Origin of the sequence: Comamonas sp. NLF-1-9, from assembly GCF_019195435.1 — a bacterium.
In the GTDB taxonomy this organism is placed as follows: Bacteria; Pseudomonadota; Gammaproteobacteria; order Burkholderiales; family Burkholderiaceae_C; genus Comamonas_C.
This window is the reverse complement of sequence record NZ_CP078069.1, coordinates 2,330,978-2,354,158: the sequence shown is the minus strand read 5'-3', so window position 1 is coordinate 2,354,158 and position 23,181 is coordinate 2,330,978. Positions and strand designations below refer to the sequence as shown.

Here is a 23,181-nt window from a genome sequence, read left to right as displayed (position 1 = left end):
TTTGGGCAAGCGCGTAGTGCTATGCGACATGCCGGCGAACCCGGGACACGACTTGCCGCTGCTTGAGAGACTACGCGCTGGCGTGTCAGTCCGCCAGGGAACGCGCAAATACGTTGATGATGCGCTCGGTATGGCGGCTGGCCACCTCGCGCACGAAGCGGCTGAAGTCCACCGGCGCGCTGTCGTCGGCGCGGTCCGAAATGGTGCGCAGCGCGGCAAACGGGGCGCCGTAGTCCGCGCACACCTGGGCCACGGCCGCGCCTTCCATCTCCACCGCCAGCGCCGCATGGCCGGCACCGGCGAGCGCGCTGCGCAGCGCCTGCGATTCGGCCGAGGTGCTGACAAAGCGGTCGCCGCTGACGATCAGGCCGTGGTGGGCGCGTGCAGCCCGCGTCCCTGCAAATTCTTGGTCAAATGTGGCGCTATCGCTTGTCAGACAAGCGCTGGCAGCTTCCAATAACGGAGCGCTCAAGGCAGCGTCGCAAGGGAAGAGCGCACGCCCATAACCCGGCACCTCCCAGCGCGGGAAGATGGGCGAGGCGTCCATGTCGTGCTGCAGGAAGTGCGTGGCCACGACCACGTCACCCACTTGCACACCCTCACCCAGGCCCCCGGCCACGCCGGTGAAGACGATGCAGCGCGCGTGCAGGCATTCGAGCAGTACCGTGGCGGTGATTGCGGCCGCCACCTTGCCTATGCCCGAGAGCACCAGCACCACCTCGCGCCCGGCCAGGCGCCCGCGCCAGAACTCGCGCCCCGCATGCTGCAGGCGCCTCGGCTGCTGCAGCGCCTGCAGCAGGCTGCCCTGCTCTTCGGTCAGGGCGCTGACGATGGCTATGGGCATGGGCGCTCGCTCGCCTGGCGGCGGGTGGGCGCCGGGCCGGCGCTCATTTCTTCTTGCGCAGCTCGCGCCGCAGGATCTTGCCCACGGGCGACTTGGGCAGCTCCTCGGTGCTGAACTCGACGTACTTGGGCCGCTTGTAGCCGGTGAGATTGGCGTGACAGTACTCGCGCACCTGCTCCTCGGTGAGATGGGGGTCGCTGCGCACGATGACGAGCTTGACCGCCTCGCCGGTCTTCTCGTCGGGCACGCCGACCACAGCGCATTCGAGCACCCCGGGCATTCGCGCGACCACGCCTTCCACCTCGTTGGGGTAGACGTTGAAGCCGCTCACCAGCACCATGTCCTTCTTGCGGTCGACGATCTTGAAGTAGCCGCGTGCGTCCATGGTGCCGATGTCGCCGGTCTTGAAGTAGCCGTCGGCTGTCATGACCTTGGCGGTTTCATCGGGGCGCTGCCAGTAGCCGGCCATTACCTGCGGGCCCTTGATCGCGATTTCGCCGGGCTCGCCGCTCGCCGAGATGTCGTTGCCGTCGTTGTCCAGGATGCGCATGAAGGTGCTGGGAATCGGCACGCCGATGGTGCCGGAAAATTCCTTGGCCGTGACCGGGTTGCAACTGGCCGAGGGGCTGGTCTCCGACAGGCCGTAGCCTTCGCACACGGGGCAGCCGGTCTTCTCCAGCCAGAGCTGGGCCACGGCCGCCTGCACCGCCATCCCGCCGCCCACCGATACCTTCAGGTTCTTCCAGTTGACGGTGTCGAAGTCCGGGTGGTGGGCGAGCGCGTTGAACAAGGTGTTGACCGCCGGAAAGCTGTGGAAGGTGTGCTTGGACAACTCCTTGAGCGTCGCCGGCAGGTCGCGCGGATTGGGAATCAGGATGGTCTTGCCGCCGGTGCGCATGGACAGCATCATGTTCACCGTGAACGCGAAGATGTGGTAGAGCGGCAGCGCGCACACCGAGGTGGGCTGCTCACCGGCCGGCACCTGTTTCATCACCGGCTCGTTCCAGGCCTCGGACTGCAACACGTTGGCAATGACGTTGCTGTGCAGCAGCACCGCGCCCTTGGATACCCCGGTGGTGCCGCCGGTGTACTGCAAGAGCGCGATGTCGTCGGGCTTGAGCCGGGGCTTGTCCAGCGTGAGGCTTGCGCCCTTGTCCAGCGCGTCGTTGAAGCGCACCGCGCCGGGCAGCTCGAAATGCGGCACCAGCTTCTTGACATTGCGCACCACGTAGTTGACCAGCGCGCCCTTGACCAGCCCCAGGCGATCGCCCATGGCGCACAGCACGATGTGCTTGACGGCGGTGGCGCTCAGGCAGGCCTGCAGCGTCGGGGCAAAGTTCTCCAGGATGATGATGGCCTGCGCGCCCGAGTCTTTGAGCTGGTGCTCGAGCTCGCGCGGGGTGTAGAGCGGGTTGACGTTGACTACCACGTAGCCCGCGCGCAGCACCGCCGCCATGGCAATCGGGTACTGCGGGACGTTGGGCATCATCAGCGCCACGCGCGCGCCGCGCGCCAGGCCCAGGCTCTGCAGGTAGGCGGCCATCTGGCGGCTTTGTGCGTCGGTCTGGGCAAAGGTGGTGTCCTTGCCCATGAAGGTGTAGGCGGTGCGCGTGGCGAACTTGGTGAAAGCCTCTTCCATCAGCTGCACCAGCGACTGGTACTGCGTGGGGTCGATGTCTGCGGGTACGCCTTGCGGGTAGGCGGCAAGCCAGGGGCGGTCGGTCATGGGAGTGTCTCCTGCGGGTATGTTGTGCATGGGGGTGGGTTGGGCGCAGACGGCCTTCATGCCTTCAGGGCAGCCAACACCTCATCGAGCATTTTCTTCGCGTCGCCAAACAGCATGCGGTTGTTGTCCTTGTAGAACAGGGGGTTGTCCACGCCGGCGTAGCCCGAGGCCATGGAGCGCTTCATCACGATGCTGGTTCTGGCCTTCCAGACTTCAAGCACCGGCATGCCGGCGATCGGACTGGATGGGTCCTCGGCCGCGCTGGGGTTGACGATGTCGTTGGCGCCGATGACGATGGCCACGTCGGTGTCGGGGAAGTCTTCGTTGATCTCGTCCATCTCCATGACGATGTCGTAGGGCACCTTGGCCTCGGCCAGCAACACGTTCATGTGGCCGGGCATGCGCCCCGCGACCGGGTGGATGGCAAAGCGCACCTGCACGCCCTTGTCGCGCAGCGTCTGCGTGATCTCGAACACCGTGTGCTGCGCCTGGGCCACCGCCATGCCGTAGCCGGGCACGATGATCACGCTCTTGGATTCGCGCAGCAGCTCGGCGGTCTCGGCGGCGCTGATCGGCGTGACTTCGCCTTGCGGCTCGCTGGTGTCGCCCTTCTTGGCCGCCGCCGCGCCGCCGCCCGAGCCAAAGCCGCCGGCGATCACGCTGACGAAGTTGCGGTTCATCGCGTTGCACATGATGTAGGAGAGGATCGCGCCCGAGGAGCCCACCAGCGCGCCGGTGACGATGAGCAAGTCGTTGCTCAGCATGAAGCCCGTGGCCGCCGCTGCCCAGCCCGAATAGCTGTTGAGCATGGAGATCACGACCGGCATGTCCGCCCCGCCAATCGCCATGATCATGTGCACGCCCAGCAGCAGCGCCAGCACCGTCATCACGAGCAGCGGCGCCATGCCCGCCTGCGCATCGGGCGCGGCCAGGAACAGCTTGCCCAGCCAGACGATGACCAGCAGCACGACGAGGTTGAGCCAGTGGCGCGCGGGCAGCAGCACGGGCTTGCCGCCGATCTTGCCCGAGAGCTTGCCGAAAGCAATGATGGAGCCCGAGAAGGTGTAGGCGCCGATCAGGATGCCGAGGTAAATCTCCACCTCATGGATGACCTTCTCCGCGCCCGCGAACTGGATCGAGGTGTCGACGTAGCTCGCAAAACCCACGATGCACGCGGCCAGGCCCACCAGGCTGTGCATCAGCGCGATCAGCTCGGGCATCTGCGTCATCTTGACGATGCGTGCGGCCCACAAGCCTATGCCGCCGCCGATCACCAGCGCGGCGATGATCCAGGCGATGCCCGAAGCGTGCACGCGCGGGCCCAGCACCGTGGCCAGCACCGCGATCGTCATGCCTATCATGCCCAGCAGGTTGCCGCGGCGCGACGTTTCGGGGTTGGAGAGCCCTCCCAGGCTCAGGATGAAGAGGATGGCGGCGCCCAGGTAGGCCACCGTCACGAGACTTGCGGACATGGTTGTTCTCTTTCTCGGATGCGGGTGGCAGGGCTTACTTGCGGAACATCGCCAGCATGCGCCGGGTGACGGCAAAGCCGCCGAACATGTTGATGCCGGTGAGCACCAGCGCGGCAAACGCCAGCCAGAGGATGAGCGTGTCGGGCCGGCCGTTCTCCCCCATGCCGGGCGGTGCGATCTGGATCAGCGCACCGATGGCGATGATGCTGGAGATGGCGTTGGTCACGCTCATGAGCGGCGTGTGCAGCGAGGGCGTGACGTTCCAGACCACCATGTAGCCGATGAAGCAGGCCAGCACGAAGACCGTGAAGTGCCCGAGGAAGGCCGCGGGTGCGTAGGCGCCAATGGCCCAGAACAGCAGCGCCAGCACCGCGAAGACGATGCTGAGCGCCTTGCCCGACATCGGCGCGCCGCTGCCGTGGGCGGATTTCTTCTCGGGCGCCGGCGCCGTCGCAGCCTTGTGGGCGGGCGGCGGCGCAAGCTTGAGCGGCGGCGCGGGCCAGGTGATCTCGCCCTCCTTGATCACGGTCAGGCCGCGGATCGCATCGTCCTCCATGTTGACCACGGCGACGCCGTCCTTGGCCTTGCACAGCTCTTCCATCAGGCGCAGCAGATTGGTCGCGTACAGCGTGGAGGACTGGCGCGCCAGGCGCGAAGCCAGGTCGGTGTAGCCGATGATGGTCACGCCATGGCGCACCACGGCTTCGCCCGGCACGGTGAGCTCGCAATTGCCGCCCTGCTCGCCGGCCATGTCGACGATGACGCTGCCGGGCTTCATGCTTTGCACCATCTCGGCGGTGATGAGCTTGGGCGCGGGCTTGCCCGGAATCAGCGCGGTGGTGATGACGATGTCGGCGCTCTTCACCTCGCTGGCGTACATCTGGCGCTGTGCGGCCTGAAAGCCCTCGCTCATCACCTTGGCGTAGCCGCCGCCGCCCGAGCCTTCTTCCTCGTAGTCGACCTTGACGAACTCGCCGCCGAGCGACTTGACCTGGTCGGCCACTTCGGCGCGCGTGTCGTTGGCGCGCACCACCGCGCCCAGATTGGCCGCCGTGCCTATGGCCGCAAGACCGGCGACGCCGGCGCCGGCGATGAAGACGCGCGCCGGCGGCACCTTGCCCGCAGCAGTGATCTGGCCGTTGAAAAAGCGCCCGAAGGCGTTGGCCGCCTCGATCACCGCGCGGTAGCCGGAAACCCCGGCGGTGGAGGTGAGCGCATCCATCTTCTGCGCCCGACTCAGGGTGCGCGGCAGGCAGTCGATGGCGAGCACCGTGGCCTTCTTGCCGGCGAGCTGCTCCATGAGCTGCGGGTTCTGCGCCGGCCAGATGAAGCCGATCAAGGTGCTGCCTTCGCGCAAGTGGGCGGCTTCGGCCCCGGTGGGCGGGCGCACCTTCAAGACGATGTCGGACCGGGCCCAGAGCGTGGCGGCGTCGGGCAGCACCTGCGCCCCCGCCGCGCGGTAGGCTTCGTCACTGAAACTCGCGGCCTCGCCCGCGCCCGACTGCACCGCCACGGAAAAACCCAGCTTGATGAGTTTCTCCACGACCTCGGGCACGGTGGCCACGCGTTTTTCACCAGCCAGTGTTTCGGCGGGCACTCCTATCAGCATCATGTTGGCTCCTGCGTGCGCTGCGGTTGGCGGCACGAATGGTGTGACGTCTTAGGCAACGCTGAACAAGTCCCTCGCGCGTCGCGCATCCCAGCCTGCGGCGGTTCTCCGGCCTTGCAAATCCTCGCAATAGCTTCGGCTATTGCTGCGGTTTGCGCCTTGCAGCCCATCCCCATGCTGGGCGCGCGCCATCGCGGGGACTTGCTCAGCGTCGCCCTTACTCGCAGCTTACACGAAAAGCACGATCGTTCGCATATTTTGCAAGCCAGTAGCGCGCCGGCCGGACGCATGCCTGCGGGGGCGGACGCTGCCCAGCCACGCTTGGGCGCTGTTGCCGGCAATATCCCTGTTGGCTGCCCTGATAATCCGCGCCATGTGCCAGCTGCTCGGCATGAACGCCAACACCCCCACGGACCTGACCTTCAGCTTCACCGGCTTTGCCCGGCGCGCCGGCCAGACGGCCGACCACGTCGACGGCTGGGGCGTGGCCTTCTTCGAGGGCCGCGGGCTGCGGCATTTCGTCGACCATCAAAGAGCGCTGGACTCGCCCGTGGCCGAGCTCATACGCCGCTACCCGATCAAGAGCCGCAACGTGATCGCGCACATCCGCAAGGCCACGCAGGGCGAGGTGAACCTGGCCAATTGCCACCCCTTCGTGCGCGAACTCTGGGGGCGCTACTGGGTGTTTGCGCACAACGGCGACCTGAAGGACTTTCGTCCGCGCCTGCATGCGGGCTTTCACCCCGTGGGCACGACGGACAGCGAGCACGCCTTCTGCTGGCTGATGCAGGAGCTGGCCAAGTCGCACGCCGGCGTGCCCAGCGTGGCCGAGCTCACGCTCACGCTGCGCGAGCTGGCGGCCCGGATTGCGCCGCGGGGCACGTTCAATTTTCTGCTCTCCAACGGCCAGGCGCTGTGGGCCCACGCCAGCACCGAGCTGCACTACATCGAGCGGCGCCACCCCTTTGCCGTGGCGCAGCTCAGCGACGAGGAGTTGAGCGTGGACTTCGCCACCTGCACCACCGCCAGCGACCGCGTGGCGGTGATTGCCACCGCGCCGCTCACGCGCAACGAAAACTGGACGCGCCTGGCGCCCGCCAGCCTGCGGGTCTTCGCCGACGGGCAGTGCCTCGCGCACTGAGGTGGCGGCGTGCAGGCGATTTGTCTGCGATCATCGGCCACCGCGCAGCCAAGCGGCTGCGCGGCAAGCAAACGAGGAATCTTCAGATGCAAAGCTGGTGGTACATCATGATTGCCATCGTCGGCGAAGTCCTTGGCACATCGGCGCTCAAGTCGGCCAACAGCTTCACCAACCCGCTGCCCTCGCTGGTGGTGGTCGTCGGCTATGGCCTGGCCTTTTATTTTCTTTCGCTCGCGCTCAAGACCATCCCCGTGGGCCTGGCCTATGCGGTCTGGGCGGGGCTGGGCATCGTGCTGGTCGCGCTGATCGCCTGGGTGGTGCACGGCCAGGCGCTCGATGCCTGGGCCTTCCTCGGCATTGCGCTCATCGTCGCCGGGGTGCTGGTGCTCAACCTCTTGTCCAAGACCAGCGTGCATTGAGCTTGTGCGCGCCTGTCTTTTTCCATCGTCAAACCGCTCTGCCTTGCGCCGCGCCGGCGCTGCAAGCAAAGGAATGTCCATGATCCGTTCTCTCTTCCTGGCGGCGTCTTGCGCGCTTGCCATCACTGCGCATGCGGCCGGGGCCGACTACGTGCTGCGCAATGCCAAGGTCTATACCGTCAACTCCGACCAGCCCTGGGCCCAGGCGCTGGCGGTGCGCGGCAAGGACATCGTCTACGTCGGCAAGGACGACGACGCGGCGCTCAAGGCGCACATCGGCGCGGACACCCGGGTGGTGGATCTGCAGGGCAAGATGGTCGTGCCCGGCTTCATCGACAGCCACATCCATCCGCTGCTGAGCAGCTTCATGACCGCCGGCGCCGATCTGCAGTACGAGACGCGTGAGCAGATGCTGCGCGCGCTGCAAGACTATGCGCGCGAGCATCCCACGGGGCTGGTGAGCGGCTTTGGCTGGCGCACCGACATGTTCGGCCCCGAGGGGCCGGACCGGCGCGAGCTCGATCGCATCTTCCCGGACCGCCCGGCCTACATGCTCAACATCGACTACCACAGCATGTGGTTCAACAGCCGCGCGCTGGAGCTGGTGGGCGTGGACCGCAACACCAAGGACCCCGCGCCGGGTTTTGCCTTCTGGCAACGCGACAAGGACGGCGAGCCGACCGGCTACGCCGTCGAGCCCGCCACCTACATGGAGGCGCTGAACAAGCTGGTGCCGCTCACGCCCGAGACCTTTGGCGCCTATGCGGCCAAATGGATGCCCAAGGCGGCCGCCGCGGGGCTCACCGGCGGCTTTGATGCCGGCGTGCCGCCGGTGGCCGACCAGGGCGAGCTGTTGTCGTCCTACCTCAAGCTGGAGCAGCGCGGCGAGCTGCTGCTGCGCCTGGGCGTCTCCTACGCCACGCGCGGCCCGCAAGACCCGCCGCCCTTGCCCGGGCTGCGCGCGGTGCAAAAGCGCATCCACTCCGAACTGGTGCACGTGGCGGCGCTCAAGATCATGGGCGACGGCACCGAAGGCGGCTGGACCGCGGCGATGCTCGAGCCCTATGCCGACAAGCCCGAGACGCGCGGCGCAACCACTTTTGCTACCGCGCAGTTCCACGCGCTCATTGCCGAGGCGGACAAGGCCGGCGTCAACGTGCACGTGCACTGCGACGGCGACGCCTGCACGCGTACCGTGCTCGACGCGGTGGAGGCGGCGATCGCGGCCAACCCGCCGCGCGACCGGCGCCACACCATCTGCCATCTGGTAAGCATTGACCCGGCCGACGTGCCGCGCTTTGGCAAGCTCGGGGTGCTGGCCCAGGTGGGCGTGAACTGGGCCACGGCCGACCCCGACACCCTGGGCGTGCTGCGCCAGCGCCTGGGCGCGCAGCGCTTTGAGCACAACCTCTATCCGGCGCGCGCGCTGGTCGAGTCGGGCGCGCGCGTGACGCTCGGAACCGACTGGGCTGCGGCTGGCTACTTTTCTACCTACAAGCCGCTGGACGTGATCCAGATCGGCATGACGCGCCAGCTCATAGGCAAACCCGACGCGCCCATCCTCGAGCCCAAGAGCCAGCGCATGACGCTCGCGCAAATGCTCAAGGGCTATACGCTGGACCCGGCCTATCAGATCGGTCTGGACAAGCTCGTGGGCTCGCTCGAAGTGGGCAAGCGCGCCGACCTGGTGGTGCTCGAGCGCAATCTGTTTGAGGTCGCGCCGCACGACATCCACAAGGTGGCGGTGGTGGCGACGATGATGAACGGGCGCCTGACGCACGGCAGCCTCGGCGCCGCCGCGCGCTGAAGCCACAGGGCCGGCACGGCCCTGTCGCCCCCTGTCGCCTATTGCTTGCCGCGCTGGCTCACGTAGTCGCCCACCTTGGAGCGAAACGCGACGGCCATGCGGTTCCAGCCGTTGATCGCGATCACCGCAAGCGTCAGATCGACGATGCCTTTTTCGTCGAAGTGCTGGCGCACCTCTTCGTACAACGCGTCGGGCACGCCCAGCGTGGAAATTTGCGTGATAGCCTCGGTCCAGGCCAGGGCGGCGCGCTCGCGCTCGCTGTAGAAGTAGGGGGCCTCGCGCCAGGCGGAAAGCAGCACCAGGCGCTGCACGGTTTCGCCGTCGGCGATCGCATCCTTGCTGTGCATGTCCAGGCAGTAGCCGCAGCCGTTGATCTGCGAGGCGCGCATCTTCACGAGCTCGATCAGCGAGCTCTCCAGCCCGCTCTTGTGCACCTGCATCTCGGTGTTGAGCAAGGCCTTGAAGGCTTCGGGCGCTGCCTTGGTGTAGTCCAGACGTTGTTCGTGCATGTGCGTTCACTCCTGTGCAAAAGCGGGTGTTCGGTTCAGTGGTGTGGCCAGTCTAGAAGCGCCGCCGCCGCACAGGGCGCGTCGCGGGGCGAAACCATGGCAGCAGTAGCGCCTTGGCTCAGTCGTGCTCGAAGCGAAAGACCGCGGTGCTGGCCAGCAGATTGGGCCAGGTGCGCACCTCGCGGCCTTCTTCCAGGCCAAAGGCGTCCAGGATGCGCAGCTTGTTGCGCCGCGCCAGCAGCTCGAAGTCCTTGAAGGTGCCCACGCGGATGTTGGGCGTGTCGTACCACTGATAGGGCAGGCGGCGGGTGACCGGCATCCTGCCGCGCAGGATGGACAGGCGGTTGGGCCAGTGCGCGAAGTTGGGGAAGGCGACGACGGCGCTGCGGCCCACGCGCGCGGTCTCTTGCAGCATGACCTCGGCGTTGCGCAGGTGTTGCAGCGTGTCGATCTGCAGCACCACGTCGAAGCTGTTGTCAGCGAACATCGCCAGGCCTTCGTCCAGGTTGAGCTGGATCACGTCGACCCCGCGGCGCACGCAGGCGAGCACGTTGGCATCGGCGATCTCTATGCCGTAGCCGCTGCAGCCGCGCTCGCGCGTGAGCAGCTCCAGCAGGGCGCCGTCGCCGCAGCCCAGATCGAGCACGCGGCTGCCCTCGGGCACCAGCCGCGCGATGCTTTGCATGGTGGAGTGATCGCTCATGCCAGCTCCTTTGCGATACCATCAAAATAAGAGCGCACTACGCCCATGTAGCGGGCGTCATCGAGCAAAAAGGCATCATGTCCGTGGGGCGCGTCGATCTCGGCGTAGCTGACGCGGCGACGGTTTTCCAGCAGCGCATGCACGGTCTCGCGCGAGCGCGCCGGCGCAAAGCGCCAGTCGGTGGAAAAGCTCACCAGCAGGAATTTTGCCTGGGTGAGCGAAAGCGCCTGGGTCAGGCTGCCGCCGGTCCTGCGCGCCGGGTCAAAGTAGTCGAGCGCGCGGGTGATCAGCAAATAGGTGTTGGCGTCAAAGTAGTCGCTGAACTTGTCGCCCTGGTAGCGCAGATAGCTTTCGATCTGGAACTCCACGTCCTGCGTGCTGTAGTGGTAGTCCTCGCGCGCCACGCCCTCGACGGCCGCACGCAGCTCGCGGCCGAACTTGGCGTTCATCACGTCGTCGCTCAGATAGGTGATGTGCCCGATCATGCGGGCGATGCGCAGACCGCGCTTGGGGACGACGCCGTGGCGGTAGTAGTCGCCGCCGTGAAAGTCCGGGTCGGTGGCAATCGCGCGGCGCGCCACTTCGTTGAAGGCGATGTTCTCGGCCGAGAGATTGGGCGCGCTGGCAATCACGATGGCGTGGCGCACCCGATCGGGGTATTGCAGCGTCCAGGACAGCGCCTGCATGCCGCCCAGGCTCCCGCCCATCACCGCGGCCAATTGCCTGATCCCCAGGCGCTCGAGCAGCAGCGCCTGGGCATTGACCCAGTCTTCCACCGTGAGCACCGGAAACTGCGCGCCATAGACCTCGCCCGTGGCCGGGTTCACGTCCATCGGGCCGGTGGAGCCGAAACACGAGCCCGGGTTGTTGATGCCGATGACGAAGAAGCGCTTGATGTCCACGCTCTTGCCCGGGCCGATCATGTTGTCCCACCAGCCTTCGCTCCTGGGCTGGCCCGGGTAGTAGCCGGCCACGTGGTGCGAGGCATTGAGCGCGTGGCATACCAGCACCGCGTTGCTCTTGTCGGCGTTGAGCTCGCCATAGGTTTCGTAGGCGAGCTGGTAGTCCTTGAGCACCGCACCCGAAGCGAGCGCCAGCGCATCGGAAAAGTGCATTGATTGGGGCGTGGCAATGAAGGACATGAAAAAACCCGGCGCCGCCAAAGAACGGGGCCGGGTCTTGCACGCTGTCGGTCACGTCTTTAGCGGAATTTGTAAAGCGCCCGCAAGCGGTGCAAATCGGCGCGTCTCTCGCGGGGCATTATGCCAAAGCGGTCGCGGGCGTGAGGCAAGACCGGGGCGGGGTAGGGTCAGGCAGGCCAGGTCAAGGTGACGCCATGCGCTTGCTGCAAGCTTTGCAGCGACTCGGGCGTATCGACGTCGGTGGTGTAGCGCGCGTGGTCGGCGGCGAGCGTCTGCACCCGTTCGGGATGGGCGCGCCGCCACTGGCGCACGGAGTCGCCCTGCTGCACCGCCTGGCGCAGCAGGGCGCCAAAGACCAGCGGGTGGCCGGGCGCGCCGGCGTGCATCGGCACGAGCAGCTCGGCGCCGCTGCCGCGCGCGCGCCAGGCGTGCAGGAGGGCGTGGAAATCCGGCTCCTGCAGCAAGGGCTGGTCGCCCAGGGCGACGACGATGGTGTCGAGCGCTGCGGGCAATGCAGCCAGGCCGCAGCGCAGCGAGGACGCGGGGTCGTCCTCGGGCGCGGGGTTGGTGGTCCACATCAGCTCGGGGTGCTCGCCCCGGGCTGCCTGCAACACGGGCAGCAGGGCATCGCGGTGGTGGCCCAGCACGACGACGACGGGCGCGCAGCCCGCCGCGGCAAGCAGGCGCGCCTGGCGCAGCAGCAGCGGCTCGCCATCGCGCAGCAGCAGCGCCTTCGGCCTGCCCCCCATGCGCCGCCCGGCGCCTGCGGCAAGCAGCACCGCGCCGCAGGGGTGGGCGCAATCAGGCGTCGTCATGGATCACGAAGCAGACGTTGGCCGCGTCGTTCGGCGTGATCTCCTGCATGTCCTTGACGTGGGCCACGTCCATGTCGCGCGGCAGCGGCACGCCGTTCTTCACCGCGAGGATTTCGGCCATCACGCTGACCGCGATCTCGGGCGGGGTCTTGCTGCCGATGTAGATGCCCACGGGGCCGCGCAAATCCTTCAGGCTTTCTTCGGTCTGCTCCAGGTGCTCGATCATGCGCTGGTGGCGCAAGGCGCTGTTGCGCCGGCTGCCGATGGCGCCGATGTAGAAGGCCGGGGTGTCGAGCGCCTGCAGCAGTGCCAGGTCGTCGAGCTTGGGGTCGTGGGTGAGAGCGATCACGCAGGTGCGCCCGTCGGGCTGCATCTCGGCCACGGTGTCGTCGGGCATGGTGGTCACCAGGCGCGCGCCGTCCACGCTCCAGCTGCCGGAAAACTCCTCGCGCGGGTCGCACACCGTCACCGCGAAACCGCAGAACAGCGCCATGGTGGCCAGGTACTCGCTCATCTGCCCCGCGCCGATGATGAGCATGCGGTAGCCGGGGCCAAAGGTGTTGACCACCTCCTGCGCGCCGACGATGAGGTCGGCCGGGTGCTCGGCGGGCTCCAGCGTCACCGCGCCGTCGGCCAGCCGCACGCGCCGGTGCATGAGCTGGCCGGCATCGAGCCGCGCCAGCAACTGCCGGATGGCCTCGGCCTCGGGGTTGAATTCCACCAGGATCTGCAGCGTGCCGCCGCAGGGCAGGCCAAAGCGGTGCGCCTCGTCGGCGGTGATGCCGTACTTGACGAGTCGCGGCGGCCCCGAGCGCGGCAAGGCATCGGGCACGCCGGGCTTGGTGTAGCGGTCGATCAGGTCGTACTCAATGCAGCCGCCGGAGACCGAGCCGACCACCATGCCGTCGCCGCGCAGCGCCATGATGCAGCCCACGGGGCGCGGCGACGAACCCCAGGTGTGCACGACGGTGGCAAGCACCGCATCCTGGCCGGCCGCGCGCCACCCGGCCAACGCGCGCAGCACCGTGAGATCGAGGTTTTCCATGCCTTGCGCCTCCTGCCTTCAGTCGGGCGTGGCGGCGTCTTGCGGGCTGGCGCCCTTGAGTTTGCCCCACAGCTTCTTGAGTGTGCCGCCTTCCCCGGGTTCCTCGCTGCCGTGCTCGGGCGGCGGGCCAAAGCGCCGCTGCATCTCCTCGTCAAAGCGGGTGAAGAACTTCTCGGCCATGGACTTGGCCACGCCGTCGATCAGCCGCTGGCCGACCTGGGCGATCTTGCCGCCCACGCTGGCGCTGGCGCTGTAGGCGAGTTCGCAGCCCGCATCCAGCGGCGTGAGCGTGACCTTGGCACTGCCCTTGCCGAAGCCGGCGGGCCCGCCCGAGCCTTCGAAGCCCAGGGTGTAGCTGCGCGGCGGCTCGATGTCCGACAGCGCGATGTTTCCTTTGAATTTGGCGCTGACCGGGCCGACCTTGAGCGCCATGGTGATCGCCCAAGCGTTGTCGCCCGTGGCTTCTATGCTGTCGCAGCCCGGGATGCAGGCCTTGAGCACCTTGGGATCGTTGAGCGACTCCCAGGCCTGTTGCTGGGTGACGGCCAGCGGGCGTGAGCCTTGCATTTCCATGAGCGGTCTCCTTCGCAAATTCAGTGGTGTTGGAGCAGGCGCGCAATCGCGTCCGCCAGTTCGTGCAGCCTGGTGACGTTGTGCACCGCGAGCATGCCGTCGGCCGCGCGGTGCAGCTCGGCCGCGCCGCGTGCGATCGGCTCGTAGCCGCCAAAGCGCAGCAGCGGGTTGAGCCACAGCAAGCTGCGCGTGTGGCGCTTGAGCCAGGCCAGCTCGCCGGCCAGCTCGGCGGGCTCGCCGGTATCGAGCCCGTCGCTCACCAGCAGCACCAGCGTGCGCCGGCCGACGAGGCGGCGCCAGTGGTGCCGGCGCAGCTCGGCGAGCGACGCGCCCAGGCGCGTGCCGCCGGCAAAGTCGTCGATGGCCTGCCCGGCAGCGAGCAGCATCGCGTCGGTGTCGCTCAGGCGAAAGGCGGCATTGAGATCGGTCAGGTGCGAGCCGAAGGCAAAGACGTCACGGCGCACCGCCAAACCCCGGCTGCCCACCTGGGTGCGCGCAGTGGCGCAGTGCAAGAAGGCCAGCAACAGGCGCGCGTAGCGCTCCATGGAGCCGGAGACGTCGACCAGCACCAGGAGCGGCAGCGGCTGGCGCCGACGCTGCAGGCGGTGCAGCGCCATGATGTCGCCGCCGCACTGGGCCGCTGCGCCGAAGGTGCGCCGCCAGTGGATGCGCGCGCCGCGCATGCCGCCGCGCGTGCGCCGCGCGGACACGGTAGGCAGAGGCAGGGGGATGTCGCGCACCAGGCGTTCGACGAGTCGGTATTCGCTGGCGCTGAGCTGGTTGAAGTCGGCGGTTTTCAGGCGCGCGGTCTGGCTCGCGGTCATGGCCGCATCGAGGTCGATCGCGTCTTCCTTTTGCGCGGGCGCAGGGGTCTTGGGGGGTGACAGCGCCTCGGCGACGCGCGGGCGGCGCTTGGGGCCTTTGGCGTGGCCGTCGGCGCGCGGCAGCATTTGCGCGAGCAGCTTGTTCGCGAGCTTGGGGTCGCGGAAAAAGGCGTCGAAGAGTTCGCGAAACACCGCGCGGTCCTGCTCGCGCGCGATGAGCACGGCCTCGAGCGCGGCGCTGGCGTCCTCGCGCTGCGCCAGGCCCACCCACTGCAGCGCCTGCTGGGCCAGGGCCATGCGTGCGGCATCCACCGGCACGCCGGCGCGGCGCAGCATGCGGCAAAACGCGCCGAGGTTGGCCGCGAGCTTGCCGCTGCGCGCGTCACCGAGCTGGACGACGCGATCGGGGGCCGGGGCAGCGCTGGCGGGCATGAGGATTTCCTCTCAAGCTCTCAGTTCGCCCCGCCATCGGGCAGGGCGACCTGCAGCACCTCGGCGGCCAGCGCCTGGTTGAGCGCGGCCACGTCGTCGCGCTGCTTGAACAAGATGCCGGCGGTGTCTTGCACCACTTCGGGGTCCAGCGCCAGGGTGTCGAGCGCGACCAGTGCCCGCGCCCATTCCACGGTTTCGGCAATGCCGGGCGCGCGCTGGAACTGCCCGTCAAACGGCGCGCTGCGCAACTGCTGCACGAAGGCCGCGACCTGCTCGGTGAGCTGGCGCGGCGCCTCGGGCACCAGCGCATGGACGATGGCCAGCTCGCGTTCACGCTCGGGGTAGTCCAGCCAGTGGTAGAGGCAGCGGCGCTTGACCGCGCCGTTGAGCTCGCGCGTGCGGTTGCTGGTGAGCAGGGTCACTGGCGGCACGCTGGCGCGCACCGTGCCCAGCTCGGGGATGCTGACCTGGTATTCGCCCAGGTATTCGAGCAGGAAGGCTTCAAACGGCTCGTCGGCGCGGTCGACCTCGTCGATCAAGAGCAGCGCGCCGGGTGCCGGGGTTTCCAGCGCCTGCAAGAGCGGGCGGCGCACCAGGTAGCGCGGCTGGTAGACCTCTTGCTCCAGCGTTTCGAGGTGCAGGCCGGGGCCGCCGCCGGGCTGCGCAGCTTGCGCCGCAGGCGGCGTGGGCGCCGTCATTTCGGCCGCGCGCAGGTGCAAGAGCTGCGCGGCGTAGTTCCATTCGTAGAGCGCCTCGCGCTGCTCCAGGCCGTCAAAGCACTGCAGGCGGATCAAGGGGCGTCCCAGCACTTTGGCCAGGGCCTTGGCCAGTTCCGTCTTGCCCACGCCGGGCTCGCCTTCCAGCAGCAGCGGGCGCTGCAGCTTGAGCGCGAGGAACACGGCAGTGGCCAGGCGCCGGTCGGCAAAGTAGCCGTGCTGGCGCAGCCCTGCGGTGAGCTCGTCGATGGTGTTGCATTCGCAGGGCGGGGTATCGAGCATGAAATACCTCTGAAAAATGAGCTGCCAGCGCTTGCCTGGCAAGCGCTTGAGGCATAAAAGGCTTAGATATTCTCGGGCAGTGCAGGCCCCTCACCCCTCCCTCTCCCCAAAGGGGCGAGGGTGAAATACCGGCCCGGTTTTGCTCCTTGTCTCCAGAAGATCAAGGGTGATTCGCCGCGCCGGCTTTGCTCCCTCTCCCTTTGGGAGAGGGCCGGGGTGAGGGCCGCCCGATCAGGCCAAGGCCTGCGCAACGGCGCGCTGGGTCATCACCCCGACGAGGTGCGCGCGGTACTGGCTGGAGCCGTGCAGGTCGCCCGAGAGCTCGCCCGCGTCGGTCGCTACCTTGGCCGCGGCCTCGGGCGTGAAGCTGGCCGACAGCGCCTGCTCCATGCCCGCATGGCGAAACACCCCGTTGCCCCCGCCGGTCACCGCCACGCGCACGCCGCCCGCAGTCTGCGCGACGAAGACGCCGATCAGCGCGAACAGCGACGCGGGCTGCGGGAACTTCATGTAGGCCGCTCTTTGCGGGATGGGAAAGCTCACCGCGGTGATGATTTCGCCCTCGTCCAGCGCGGTGCTGAACAAGCCCTGGAAGAAGTCGTCGGCCGCGATCGTGCGCGCATGGGTGTGCACCGTTGCGCCCAGGCCCAAGAGCGCGGCCGGGTAGTCGGCGGCCGGGTCGTTGTTGGCCACCGAGCCGCCGATCGTGCCGCGCGCGCGCACCTGCTTGTCGCCTATGCCGCTGGCCAGGCCCGCCAGCGCGGGAATGTTCTGCTGCACCACGCTGCTCTCGGCCACCTCGCAGTGGCGCGTCATCGCGCCGATGACGATGGCGCCCGCCTCCTTGCGGATGCCGGCCAGCTCCTCGATGCCGCCCAGGTCCACCACCTGCTCGGGCGCCGCCAGGCGCAGCTTCATCGAGGCGAGCAGCGTCTGCCCGCCGGCCAGCAGCTTGCCGCCCGCTTTGGCAAGCCTGAGGGCATCGGCCTGGCTGCTCGGGCGCTCATAGGTAAATGCATACATCGGGGTGCTCCTTTCAGGCTTGCTTGGCTTGCTGGATCGTGGCCCACACGCGGTCGGGCGTGGCCGGCATGTCGATGTCGTCGATGCCCAGGGGCTTCAAGGCATCGAGCACCGCGTTGATCACCGCCGGCGGCGCGCCGATGGCGCCGGCCTCGCCGCAGCCCTTGCTGCCTATGGGGTTGTGCGTGCACGGCGTGCAGACGTGGCCGATCTGGATGTTCGGGAAATTGGCCGCGCGCGGCATGGTGTAGTCCATGTAGCTGCCGGTGAGCAGCTGGCCCGTGTCCTTGTCGTAGATGCCGTGCTCGTACAGCGCCTGGCCCATGCCTTGCACCACGCCGCCCTGCACCTGGCCCTCGACGATCATCGGGTTGATGATGACGCCGAAGTCGTCCACGCAGGAGAAGCGGTCCACGCGCACCACGCCGGTCTGCGGGTCGATCTCGACCTCGCAGATGTAGGTGCCCGCGGGATAGGTGAAGTTGGTCGGGTCGTAGAAGGCGGTTTCGTTCAGGCCGGGTTCGAGCTTGTCCAGCGGGTAGTTGTGCGGCACGTAGGCGGTGAGCGCTACCTGGGCAAACGGGATCTTCTTGTCCGTGCCCTTGACGGTGAATTCGCCGTTGGCAAATTCGATGTCGGTGTCGCTTGCCTCCATCAGGTGCGCGGCGATCTTCTTGGCCTTGGCCTCGATCTTGTCCAGCGCCTTCATGATGGCCGCGCCGCCGACCGACAGCGAGCGGCTGCCGTAGGTGCCCAGGCCAAACGGGATGCGCCCGGTGTCGCCGTGCACGATCTCGACCTGGCCGGGATCGAGCCCCAGGCGCGCCGCCACGAGCTGCGCAAACGTCGTCTCATGCCCCTGGCCGTGGCTGTGCGAGCCGGTGAACACCATCACGCTGCCCGTGGGGTGTACGCGCACCTCGCCGGCTTCAAACAGGCCGGCGCGCGCGCCCAGCGCGCCCGCGAGGTTGCTTGGCGCCAGGCCGCAGGCTTCGATGTAGCTGCTGTAACCCATGCCGCGCAGCAGGCCCCGGGCTTCGCTGGCCTTGCGCCGCTCGTCAAAGCCGGCCACGTCGGCGAGCTTTTGCGCGTCGCGCATGCAGGCGTGAAAGTCGCCCGTGTCGTACTGCAGCGCCACCGGCGTCTGGTAGGGGAAGGCGGTGACAAAGTTGCGCTTGCGGATCTCGTCCTGGGACAGACCCAGCTCCCAGCCGCAGCGCGTGACCAGGCGCTCCACCAGGTAGCAGGCCTCGGGCCGCCCGGCGCCGCGGTAGGCATCGACCGGCGCGGTGTTGGTAAACCAGGCGTCGACCTCCACATAGACCTGCGGCGTCGCGTACTGGCCCGCCAAGAGCGTGCCGTAGAGATAGGTCGGGATGGCGCTGGCAAACGTCGAGAGGTAGGCGCCCAGATTGGCGTGGGTGTGAAAGCGCGCGGCAAGGAACTTGCCGTCCTTGTCCATCGCCATCTCGGCGTGGCTCACGTGGTCGCGCCCGTGGGCGTCGCTCACGAAGGATTCACTGCGCTCGGCGGTCCACTTGACCGCGCAGTTGAGTTCGCGTGCAGCGTATGTCAGGGCCACGTCCTCGGCATACAGATATATCTTGGAGCCGAAGCCCCCGCCCACGTCGGGCGCAATCACGCGCACCTTGTGCTCGGGCAGTTGCATCACGAAGGCGGTGAGCAGCAGGCGCTCGACGTGCGGGTTCTGGTTGGAGACGTAGAGCTCGGTCTCGTCGGTCGAGCGGTTGTAGCGCACGTTGACCGCGCGCGGCTCCATCGCGTTGGGGATCAGGCGGTTGTTCACCACGTCGATCTTCGTCACGTGCGCGGCGCCGGCAAAGGCCGCGTCCACCGCCGCCTTGTCGCCCAGCGTCCATTTGAAGCACTGGTTGTCCGGCGCCTCGTCGTGCAGCGCCGGGCCGTCCTTGGCGCGCAGCATGTCGACCACGGCGGGCAGCTCTTCGTATTCGACCTCCACCGCCTCGGCGGCGTTCTTGGCGTGCTCGTGCGTGTCGGCCACGACGAGCGCCACCTGGTCGCCCACGTAGCGCACCTTTTTGCTCGCCAGCGCCGGGTGCGGCGGCTCGCGCATCGGGCTGCCGTCGGGATAGTGGATTTGCCAGGCGCAGGGGATGGAGCCGAGCTTGCCCTCGATGTCCGCGCCGGTGAAGATGCGCACCACGCCGGGCATCTTGCTGGCGGCCGCGGTGTTCACGCTCTTGATGCGGGCGTGCGCATGCGGCGAGCGCACGAAGTAGCCGTGGCGCTGGCGGTCCAGCAGCACGTCGTCGGTGTAATTGCCCTGGCCGGTGAGAAAGCGCACGTCCTCCTTGCGCTTGAGCGATTCGCCGATATGCGGCAGCTTGGCAAATTCATTGGCACCCATGGTCGTGTCTCCTTGGTCTGCGGCTCAGGCGGCCACCGCCGCCTGCGCGGTCTGGATGGCCTTGACGATGTTCTGGTAGCCGGTGCAGCGGCAGATGTTGCCCTCCAGCAGCTCGCGGATTTCCTGCTCGCTTGCGTGCGGATGGTGCGCCAGCAGGTCGATGGCGCTCATCACCATGCCCGGCGTGCAGTAGCCGCATTGCAGGCCGTGGCATTCCTTGAACGCCGCCTGGATGGGGTGCAGCGTGCCGTCGGGCGCGGCCACGCCCTCGATGGTGGTGATGTCGCAGCCGTTCATCTGCACCGCCAGCACGTTGCACGACTTGATGGAGCGCCCGTCGGCCATCACCGTGCAGGCGCCGCACTGGGCGGTGTCGCAACCCACGTGGGTGCCGGTCAGGCGCAGGTGTTCGCGGATGAACTGCACCAGCAGCGTGTTGGGCGCCACGTCGGCGCTGACGGGCTGTCCGTTGACCTTGAGCTCGATCTGCATGCGCTTGTCTCCTTCTGATGCATGAAGCGGTGTGGACTGCCCATTCTTGGATCAAGTGCCTTGCCAAGCCCTAGTACAAACCCTGAGACCATGCCGGCATGCATGCAATATTCTCAGAATGAGACGCCCCGGCGGCAGCGCTCGGGCCCGCAAGCCATGGCCATGAACACCCCGGACTCCCGCCTGAACCAGATCGCGCTGGCGCGCCGGGCGCTGGTGCAAGGCGGCGCCGAGCTGACCGATGCGCTGGTGGGCGCCTGGCTCGATCGCGCCTGGATCGTGCGCAGCTGGCAGCGCTGCCTGGCGCGCGGCGCGCGGCCCGATCGCCCGGTGGTCTTCGAGCCCGCACCCCGGCGCGCCGGGGCAGACGCCGCCGAGCAGCACGGCGAGCTGCTGGCGCTGGCGCGCCCGGCGCTGCAGCGTCTGGCGCGCCAGATTGCGCCGGTGCGCTACTTCGCCCTGCTGACCGACGCGCGCGGCACGGTGATAGACACCGCCGGCGCCATCGATCACCGCGACCGCGCCACGCACGCGATCGCGCGCATCGGCATCGACCTGTCCGAGCAAAGCATAGGCACCAGCGCGATCGGCGCGGCGCTGGCCGAGCGCGCGCCGGTCTGGCTGCACCGGGGTGAGCATTTCTTCACCGACACCGGCGTCTACAGCTGCGCCGGCGCGCCGCTGTTCGGCCCCGACGGCAACTGCCTGGGCATGATCGACGTGACCGGCGTGGACGTGCCCGAACGTCCCGAGCTGCAGCACCTGGTGGCGCACACCGCTCGCCAGATCGAGGAGGCGCTGATCCTGGCGCGGCCGCACAGCCTGCGTCTGCGCCTGTCCTGGCCCGAGGGCTGGCAGGTCAGCGGCGGCGGGGGCGCCGAAGGCCTGCTGTGCCTGGACGCCGACGGCCAGGTGGTCGGCGCCAACAGCAGCGCGCGCCAGATGCTGCCGGCGCTGCACACCCTGGCGGGCGCGCCGCTGCATGCGGCCGATTTGTTCGCGCTGCCCTGGGCCGGGCTGTTTGATGCGGCGGTGCAGGACGGCCCGCGCACCGTGCCGCTGTGGTCAGGGCTGCGGCTGCAGCTGCGCGCCGAGCGGCGCCAGCGCGCACCTCTGGCCGCGCCGCGTTCGCTCAAGGCGCTGGAGTCGGCACTCATAGACCAGGCGGTGCGCGACGCCGGCGGGCGCGTGGCCGAAGCGGCGCGCAAGCTGGGCGTGAGCCGCGCCACGGTCTACCGGCGCCTGGCGGCGATGCGCAAGGGCGCGCCGGGTTAGGGCGGCGTTGAACGCGTCCCCGCGATGGCGCTCGCCCGGCATGAAATGGGCGGCAAGGCGCAATCCGCAGCAATGGCAGGCGCTATTGCGAAGATGTGCAAGGTCGCAGGCCGCAGCGGGCGGTGATGCGCGACGCGCGAGGGGTTTTTCAGCCTTGCCCCAGGCCTGATCACACGCCGGCCAGCGCCTGGCGCGTGATCAGCAACACCTGCTCGCTGCCCGCGCTGGTCTCAAGCCAGAACACCGGCAGCGCGGGAAAGGCCGCTTCGAAGTGCGCGCGCTCGTGGCCGATCTCCAGCACCAGCACTGCGTCTTCGCTCATGCAGGCAGGGGCGTCGCGCAGCAGGCGGCGGATGAAGTCCATGCCGTCTTCGCCGCCCGCGAGCGCGAGCGCCGGCTCGGCGCGGTATTCGGGCGGCAGCCGCGCCATGCTCTGCGCGTTCACGTAGGGCGGGTTGCACAGGATCAGGTCCCAGGGGCCGGGGCAGAGCGCCAGGCCGTCGGACTCGACGAGCCGCACGCGCTCCTGCAGGCCGTGCTTGTCCACATTGATGCGCGCCACGGCCAGGGCCTCGGGCGAGAGGTCGGCGCCGGTGACCATCACCTCGGGCCAGGCCAGGGCGGCCAGCACCCCCAGGCTCCCGTTGCCGGTGCACAGATCGAGCACCTGGCAGGTCTGCGCGCTCAGCCAGGGGTCGATGCCGGCGTTGGCAATCAGCTCGGCGATCAGGCTGCGCGGCACGATGGCGCGCTCGTCCACGTAGAAGGGCACGCCCGCGAGCCAGGCCTCGCGCGTGAGGTAGGCGGCAGGCACGCGCCGACGTATGCGTTCTTCAAAAAGAGAAGCTGCTCGCGCTTGCTGGACGGGCGTTACAGGCCGATTTTGTATGGAATCCGCATCGCCCGCCAGGGGGCTGTCCAGCGGCAGGCCCAGGCTCCAGAGCACCAGCCAGGCGGCTTCGTCGCGGGCGTTGGTGGTGCCGTGGCCAAAGCCCACGCCAGCGGCGCGCAGCCAGGCCTCGCCGCTGGCGACCAGCGCGCCCACGGTGGCGCCGCTCAGGCCGTGCGGGGCGGGGGGCGCAGCCATCGGGCAGGCCTACTTCTCGACGAAGGCGCGCTCGATGACGAAGTCGCCCGGGCGCGTGGTGCTGCCTTCCTCGAAGTCCATGCGCGTGAGCAGCGCCTTGAGCGTGGCCAGCATCTCCGGGCTGCCGCAGAGCATCACCCGGTCGTTGGCCGGGTCGAGCTGGGGCAGGCCGAGGTCCGCGGCAAGCTGGCCGCTTTCGATCAGCGCATTGATGCGGCCCTGGTGGATGAAGCTCTCGCGCGTGACCGTGGGGTAGTAGCGCAGCTTGTCCTGCACCAGCTCGCCCAGCAGCTCGTGGCGTGGCAGCTCCTGGCTCAGGTAGTCGCGGTAGGCAAGCTCGGCCGCCTCGCGCACGCCGTGCACCAGGACGACTTGCTCGAAGCGCTCGTAGGTGTCGGGGTCGCGCACGATGGCCATGAAGGGCGCGATGCCGGTGCCCGTGGCCAGCAGGTACAGGCGCTTGCCGGGCAGCAGGTAGTCGGTCACCAGCGTGCCCGTGGGCTTTTTGGCCACGAGGATGCTGTCGCCCACCTGGATGTGCTGCAGTCGCGAGGTCAGCGGCCCGTGCGCCACCTTGATCGAGAGGAACTCCAGATGCTCTTCCCAGTTGGGGCTGACCACGCTGTAGGCGCGCAGGAGCGGCTTGGCGTCCACCTTCAGGCCGATCAGCGTGAAGTGGCCGTTGGAGAAGCGAAACGCCTGGTCGCGGGTCGTGGTGAATGAAAACAGCCGCTCGGTCCAGTGGTGTACCGAGAGGACGCGCTCTTCGAAGAACATCGTGTCGTGGGTGTGAACGGCCAGGCGCGGCAGGGTATTGCCGCAGCATGGGCTCAGGTGCGCGCCGCGCGCCTGTCGC

21 protein-coding genes are annotated in these 23,181 nt (G+C 68.2%); 4 read left to right on the top strand and 17 right to left on the bottom strand.

What is annotated here, in order from left to right; translation table 11 throughout:
• Window positions 1–85: 85 nt before the first annotated feature.
• Genes KUD94_RS11275 through KUD94_RS11260 form a run of 4 tightly spaced genes read right to left on the bottom strand, consistent with a single transcriptional unit; the run spans window position 86 to window position 5,654 of the window.
• Window positions 86–844: a 5'-methylthioadenosine/adenosylhomocysteine nucleosidase gene (locus KUD94_RS11275; RefSeq protein WP_218237300.1), complete on the bottom strand. Its 759-nt coding sequence runs from the start codon at window positions 842–844 to the stop codon at window positions 86–88.
• Window positions 845–887: 43 nt separating this feature from the next.
• On the bottom strand, window positions 888–2,570 hold the full coding sequence (locus KUD94_RS11270) for a long-chain-fatty-acid--CoA ligase (protein WP_218237299.1): 1,683 nt from the start codon (window positions 2,568–2,570) through the stop codon (window positions 888–890).
• Window positions 2,571–2,626: 56 nt separating this feature from the next.
• Window positions 2,627–4,042: a Re/Si-specific NAD(P)(+) transhydrogenase subunit beta gene (gene pntB / locus KUD94_RS11265; RefSeq protein ID WP_218237298.1), complete on the bottom strand. Its 1,416-nt coding sequence runs from the start codon at window positions 4,040–4,042 to the stop codon at window positions 2,627–2,629.
• A 34-nt stretch (window positions 4,043–4,076) separates the two neighbouring features.
• A complete protein-coding gene (locus KUD94_RS11260) occupies window positions 4,077–5,654 on the bottom strand; it encodes a Re/Si-specific NAD(P)(+) transhydrogenase subunit alpha (RefSeq protein ID WP_218237297.1) in 1,578 nt (525 codons plus the stop codon).
• A gap of 370 nt (window positions 5,655–6,024) precedes the next feature.
• On the opposite strand from KUD94_RS11260, the gene KUD94_RS11255 reads away from it, so the two are divergent.
• The 3 genes from KUD94_RS11255 to KUD94_RS11245 all read left to right on the top strand — a co-directional run bounded on the left by KUD94_RS11255 (window position 6,025) and on the right by KUD94_RS11245 (window position 9,018).
• Complete coding sequence (locus KUD94_RS11255) at window positions 6,025–6,792, top strand: class II glutamine amidotransferase (RefSeq protein WP_218237296.1); 768 nt, start codon at window positions 6,025–6,027, stop codon at window positions 6,790–6,792.
• An 86-nt stretch (window positions 6,793–6,878) separates the two neighbouring features.
• Window positions 6,879–7,211, top strand: a complete 333-nt coding sequence (locus KUD94_RS11250; RefSeq protein WP_218237295.1) for a multidrug efflux SMR transporter — start codon at window positions 6,879–6,881, stop codon at window positions 7,209–7,211.
• 79 nt (window positions 7,212–7,290) lie between these two features.
• A complete protein-coding gene (locus KUD94_RS11245; RefSeq protein ID WP_218237294.1) occupies window positions 7,291–9,018 on the top strand; it encodes an amidohydrolase in 1,728 nt (575 codons plus the stop codon).
• A gap of 38 nt (window positions 9,019–9,056) precedes the next feature.
• Here the strand turns inward: KUD94_RS11245 and KUD94_RS11240 are convergent, their stop codons facing one another.
• The 11 genes from KUD94_RS11240 to KUD94_RS11190 form a co-directional block, all read right to left on the bottom strand.
• Window positions 9,057–9,527 carry a carboxymuconolactone decarboxylase family protein gene (locus tag KUD94_RS11240; protein WP_218237293.1) on the bottom strand — a complete coding sequence of 157 codons (471 nt, stop codon included), beginning with the start codon at window positions 9,525–9,527 and terminating at the stop codon, window positions 9,057–9,059.
• A 118-nt stretch (window positions 9,528–9,645) separates the two neighbouring features.
• Entirely contained in the window at window positions 9,646–10,230 is a 585-nt protein-coding gene (gene metW, locus KUD94_RS11235; RefSeq protein ID WP_218237292.1) for a methionine biosynthesis protein MetW, read from the bottom strand.
• Complete coding sequence (locus KUD94_RS11230) at window positions 10,227–11,372, bottom strand: homoserine O-acetyltransferase (RefSeq protein WP_218237291.1); 1,146 nt, start codon at window positions 11,370–11,372, stop codon at window positions 10,227–10,229. The genes metW and KUD94_RS11230 overlap by 4 nt, the downstream gene beginning before the upstream one ends.
• Before the next feature lie 167 nt (window positions 11,373–11,539).
• Window positions 11,540–12,187 (bottom strand): NTP transferase domain-containing protein, encoded by a 648-nt coding sequence (locus tag KUD94_RS11225; RefSeq protein ID WP_218237290.1) that lies wholly within the window; start codon window positions 12,185–12,187, stop codon window positions 11,540–11,542.
• On the bottom strand, window positions 12,174–13,232 hold the full coding sequence (locus KUD94_RS11220) for an XdhC family protein (protein WP_218237289.1): 1,059 nt from the start codon (window positions 13,230–13,232) through the stop codon (window positions 12,174–12,176). The genes KUD94_RS11225 and KUD94_RS11220 overlap by 14 nt, the downstream gene beginning before the upstream one ends.
• Window positions 13,233–13,250: 18 nt before the next feature.
• Window positions 13,251–13,805, bottom strand: a complete 555-nt coding sequence (locus tag KUD94_RS11215; RefSeq protein WP_218237288.1) for a CoxG family protein — start codon at window positions 13,803–13,805, stop codon at window positions 13,251–13,253.
• Window positions 13,806–13,825: 20 nt separating this feature from the next.
• Entirely contained in the window at window positions 13,826–15,061 is a 1,236-nt protein-coding gene (locus KUD94_RS11210) for a VWA domain-containing protein (protein ID WP_218237287.1), read from the bottom strand.
• A 20-nt stretch (window positions 15,062–15,081) separates the two neighbouring features.
• Entirely contained in the window at window positions 15,082–16,059 is a 978-nt protein-coding gene (locus KUD94_RS11205) for a MoxR family ATPase (protein ID WP_218237286.1), read from the bottom strand.
• A gap of 231 nt (window positions 16,060–16,290) precedes the next feature.
• Complete coding sequence (locus KUD94_RS11200) at window positions 16,291–17,082, bottom strand: xanthine dehydrogenase family protein subunit M (protein WP_218237285.1); 792 nt, start codon at window positions 17,080–17,082, stop codon at window positions 16,291–16,293.
• A gap of 13 nt (window positions 17,083–17,095) precedes the next feature.
• Window positions 17,096–19,471: a xanthine dehydrogenase family protein molybdopterin-binding subunit gene (locus KUD94_RS11195; RefSeq protein WP_218237284.1), complete on the bottom strand. Its 2,376-nt coding sequence runs from the start codon at window positions 19,469–19,471 to the stop codon at window positions 17,096–17,098.
• Window positions 19,472–19,495: 24 nt separating this feature from the next.
• Complete coding sequence (locus KUD94_RS11190; protein WP_218237283.1) at window positions 19,496–19,963, bottom strand: (2Fe-2S)-binding protein; 468 nt, start codon at window positions 19,961–19,963, stop codon at window positions 19,496–19,498.
• A 162-nt stretch (window positions 19,964–20,125) separates the two neighbouring features.
• On the opposite strand from KUD94_RS11190, the gene KUD94_RS11185 reads away from it, so the two are divergent.
• Window positions 20,126–21,238 (top strand): helix-turn-helix domain-containing protein, encoded by a 1,113-nt coding sequence (locus tag KUD94_RS11185; protein WP_370625867.1) that lies wholly within the window; start codon window positions 20,126–20,128, stop codon window positions 21,236–21,238.
• Window positions 21,239–21,407: 169 nt separating this feature from the next.
• On the opposite strand, the gene prmB is transcribed toward KUD94_RS11185, so the two are convergent.
• Together prmB and KUD94_RS11175 are read right to left on the bottom strand one after the other, a co-directional pair.
• Window positions 21,408–22,325: a 50S ribosomal protein L3 N(5)-glutamine methyltransferase gene (gene prmB / locus KUD94_RS11180; protein ID WP_218237281.1), complete on the bottom strand. Its 918-nt coding sequence runs from the start codon at window positions 22,323–22,325 to the stop codon at window positions 21,408–21,410.
• Window positions 22,326–22,334: 9 nt separating this feature from the next.
• Window positions 22,335–23,102 (bottom strand): ferredoxin--NADP reductase, encoded by a 768-nt coding sequence (locus KUD94_RS11175; RefSeq protein WP_218237280.1) that lies wholly within the window; start codon window positions 23,100–23,102, stop codon window positions 22,335–22,337.
• Window positions 23,103–23,181: the final 79 nt, after the last annotated feature.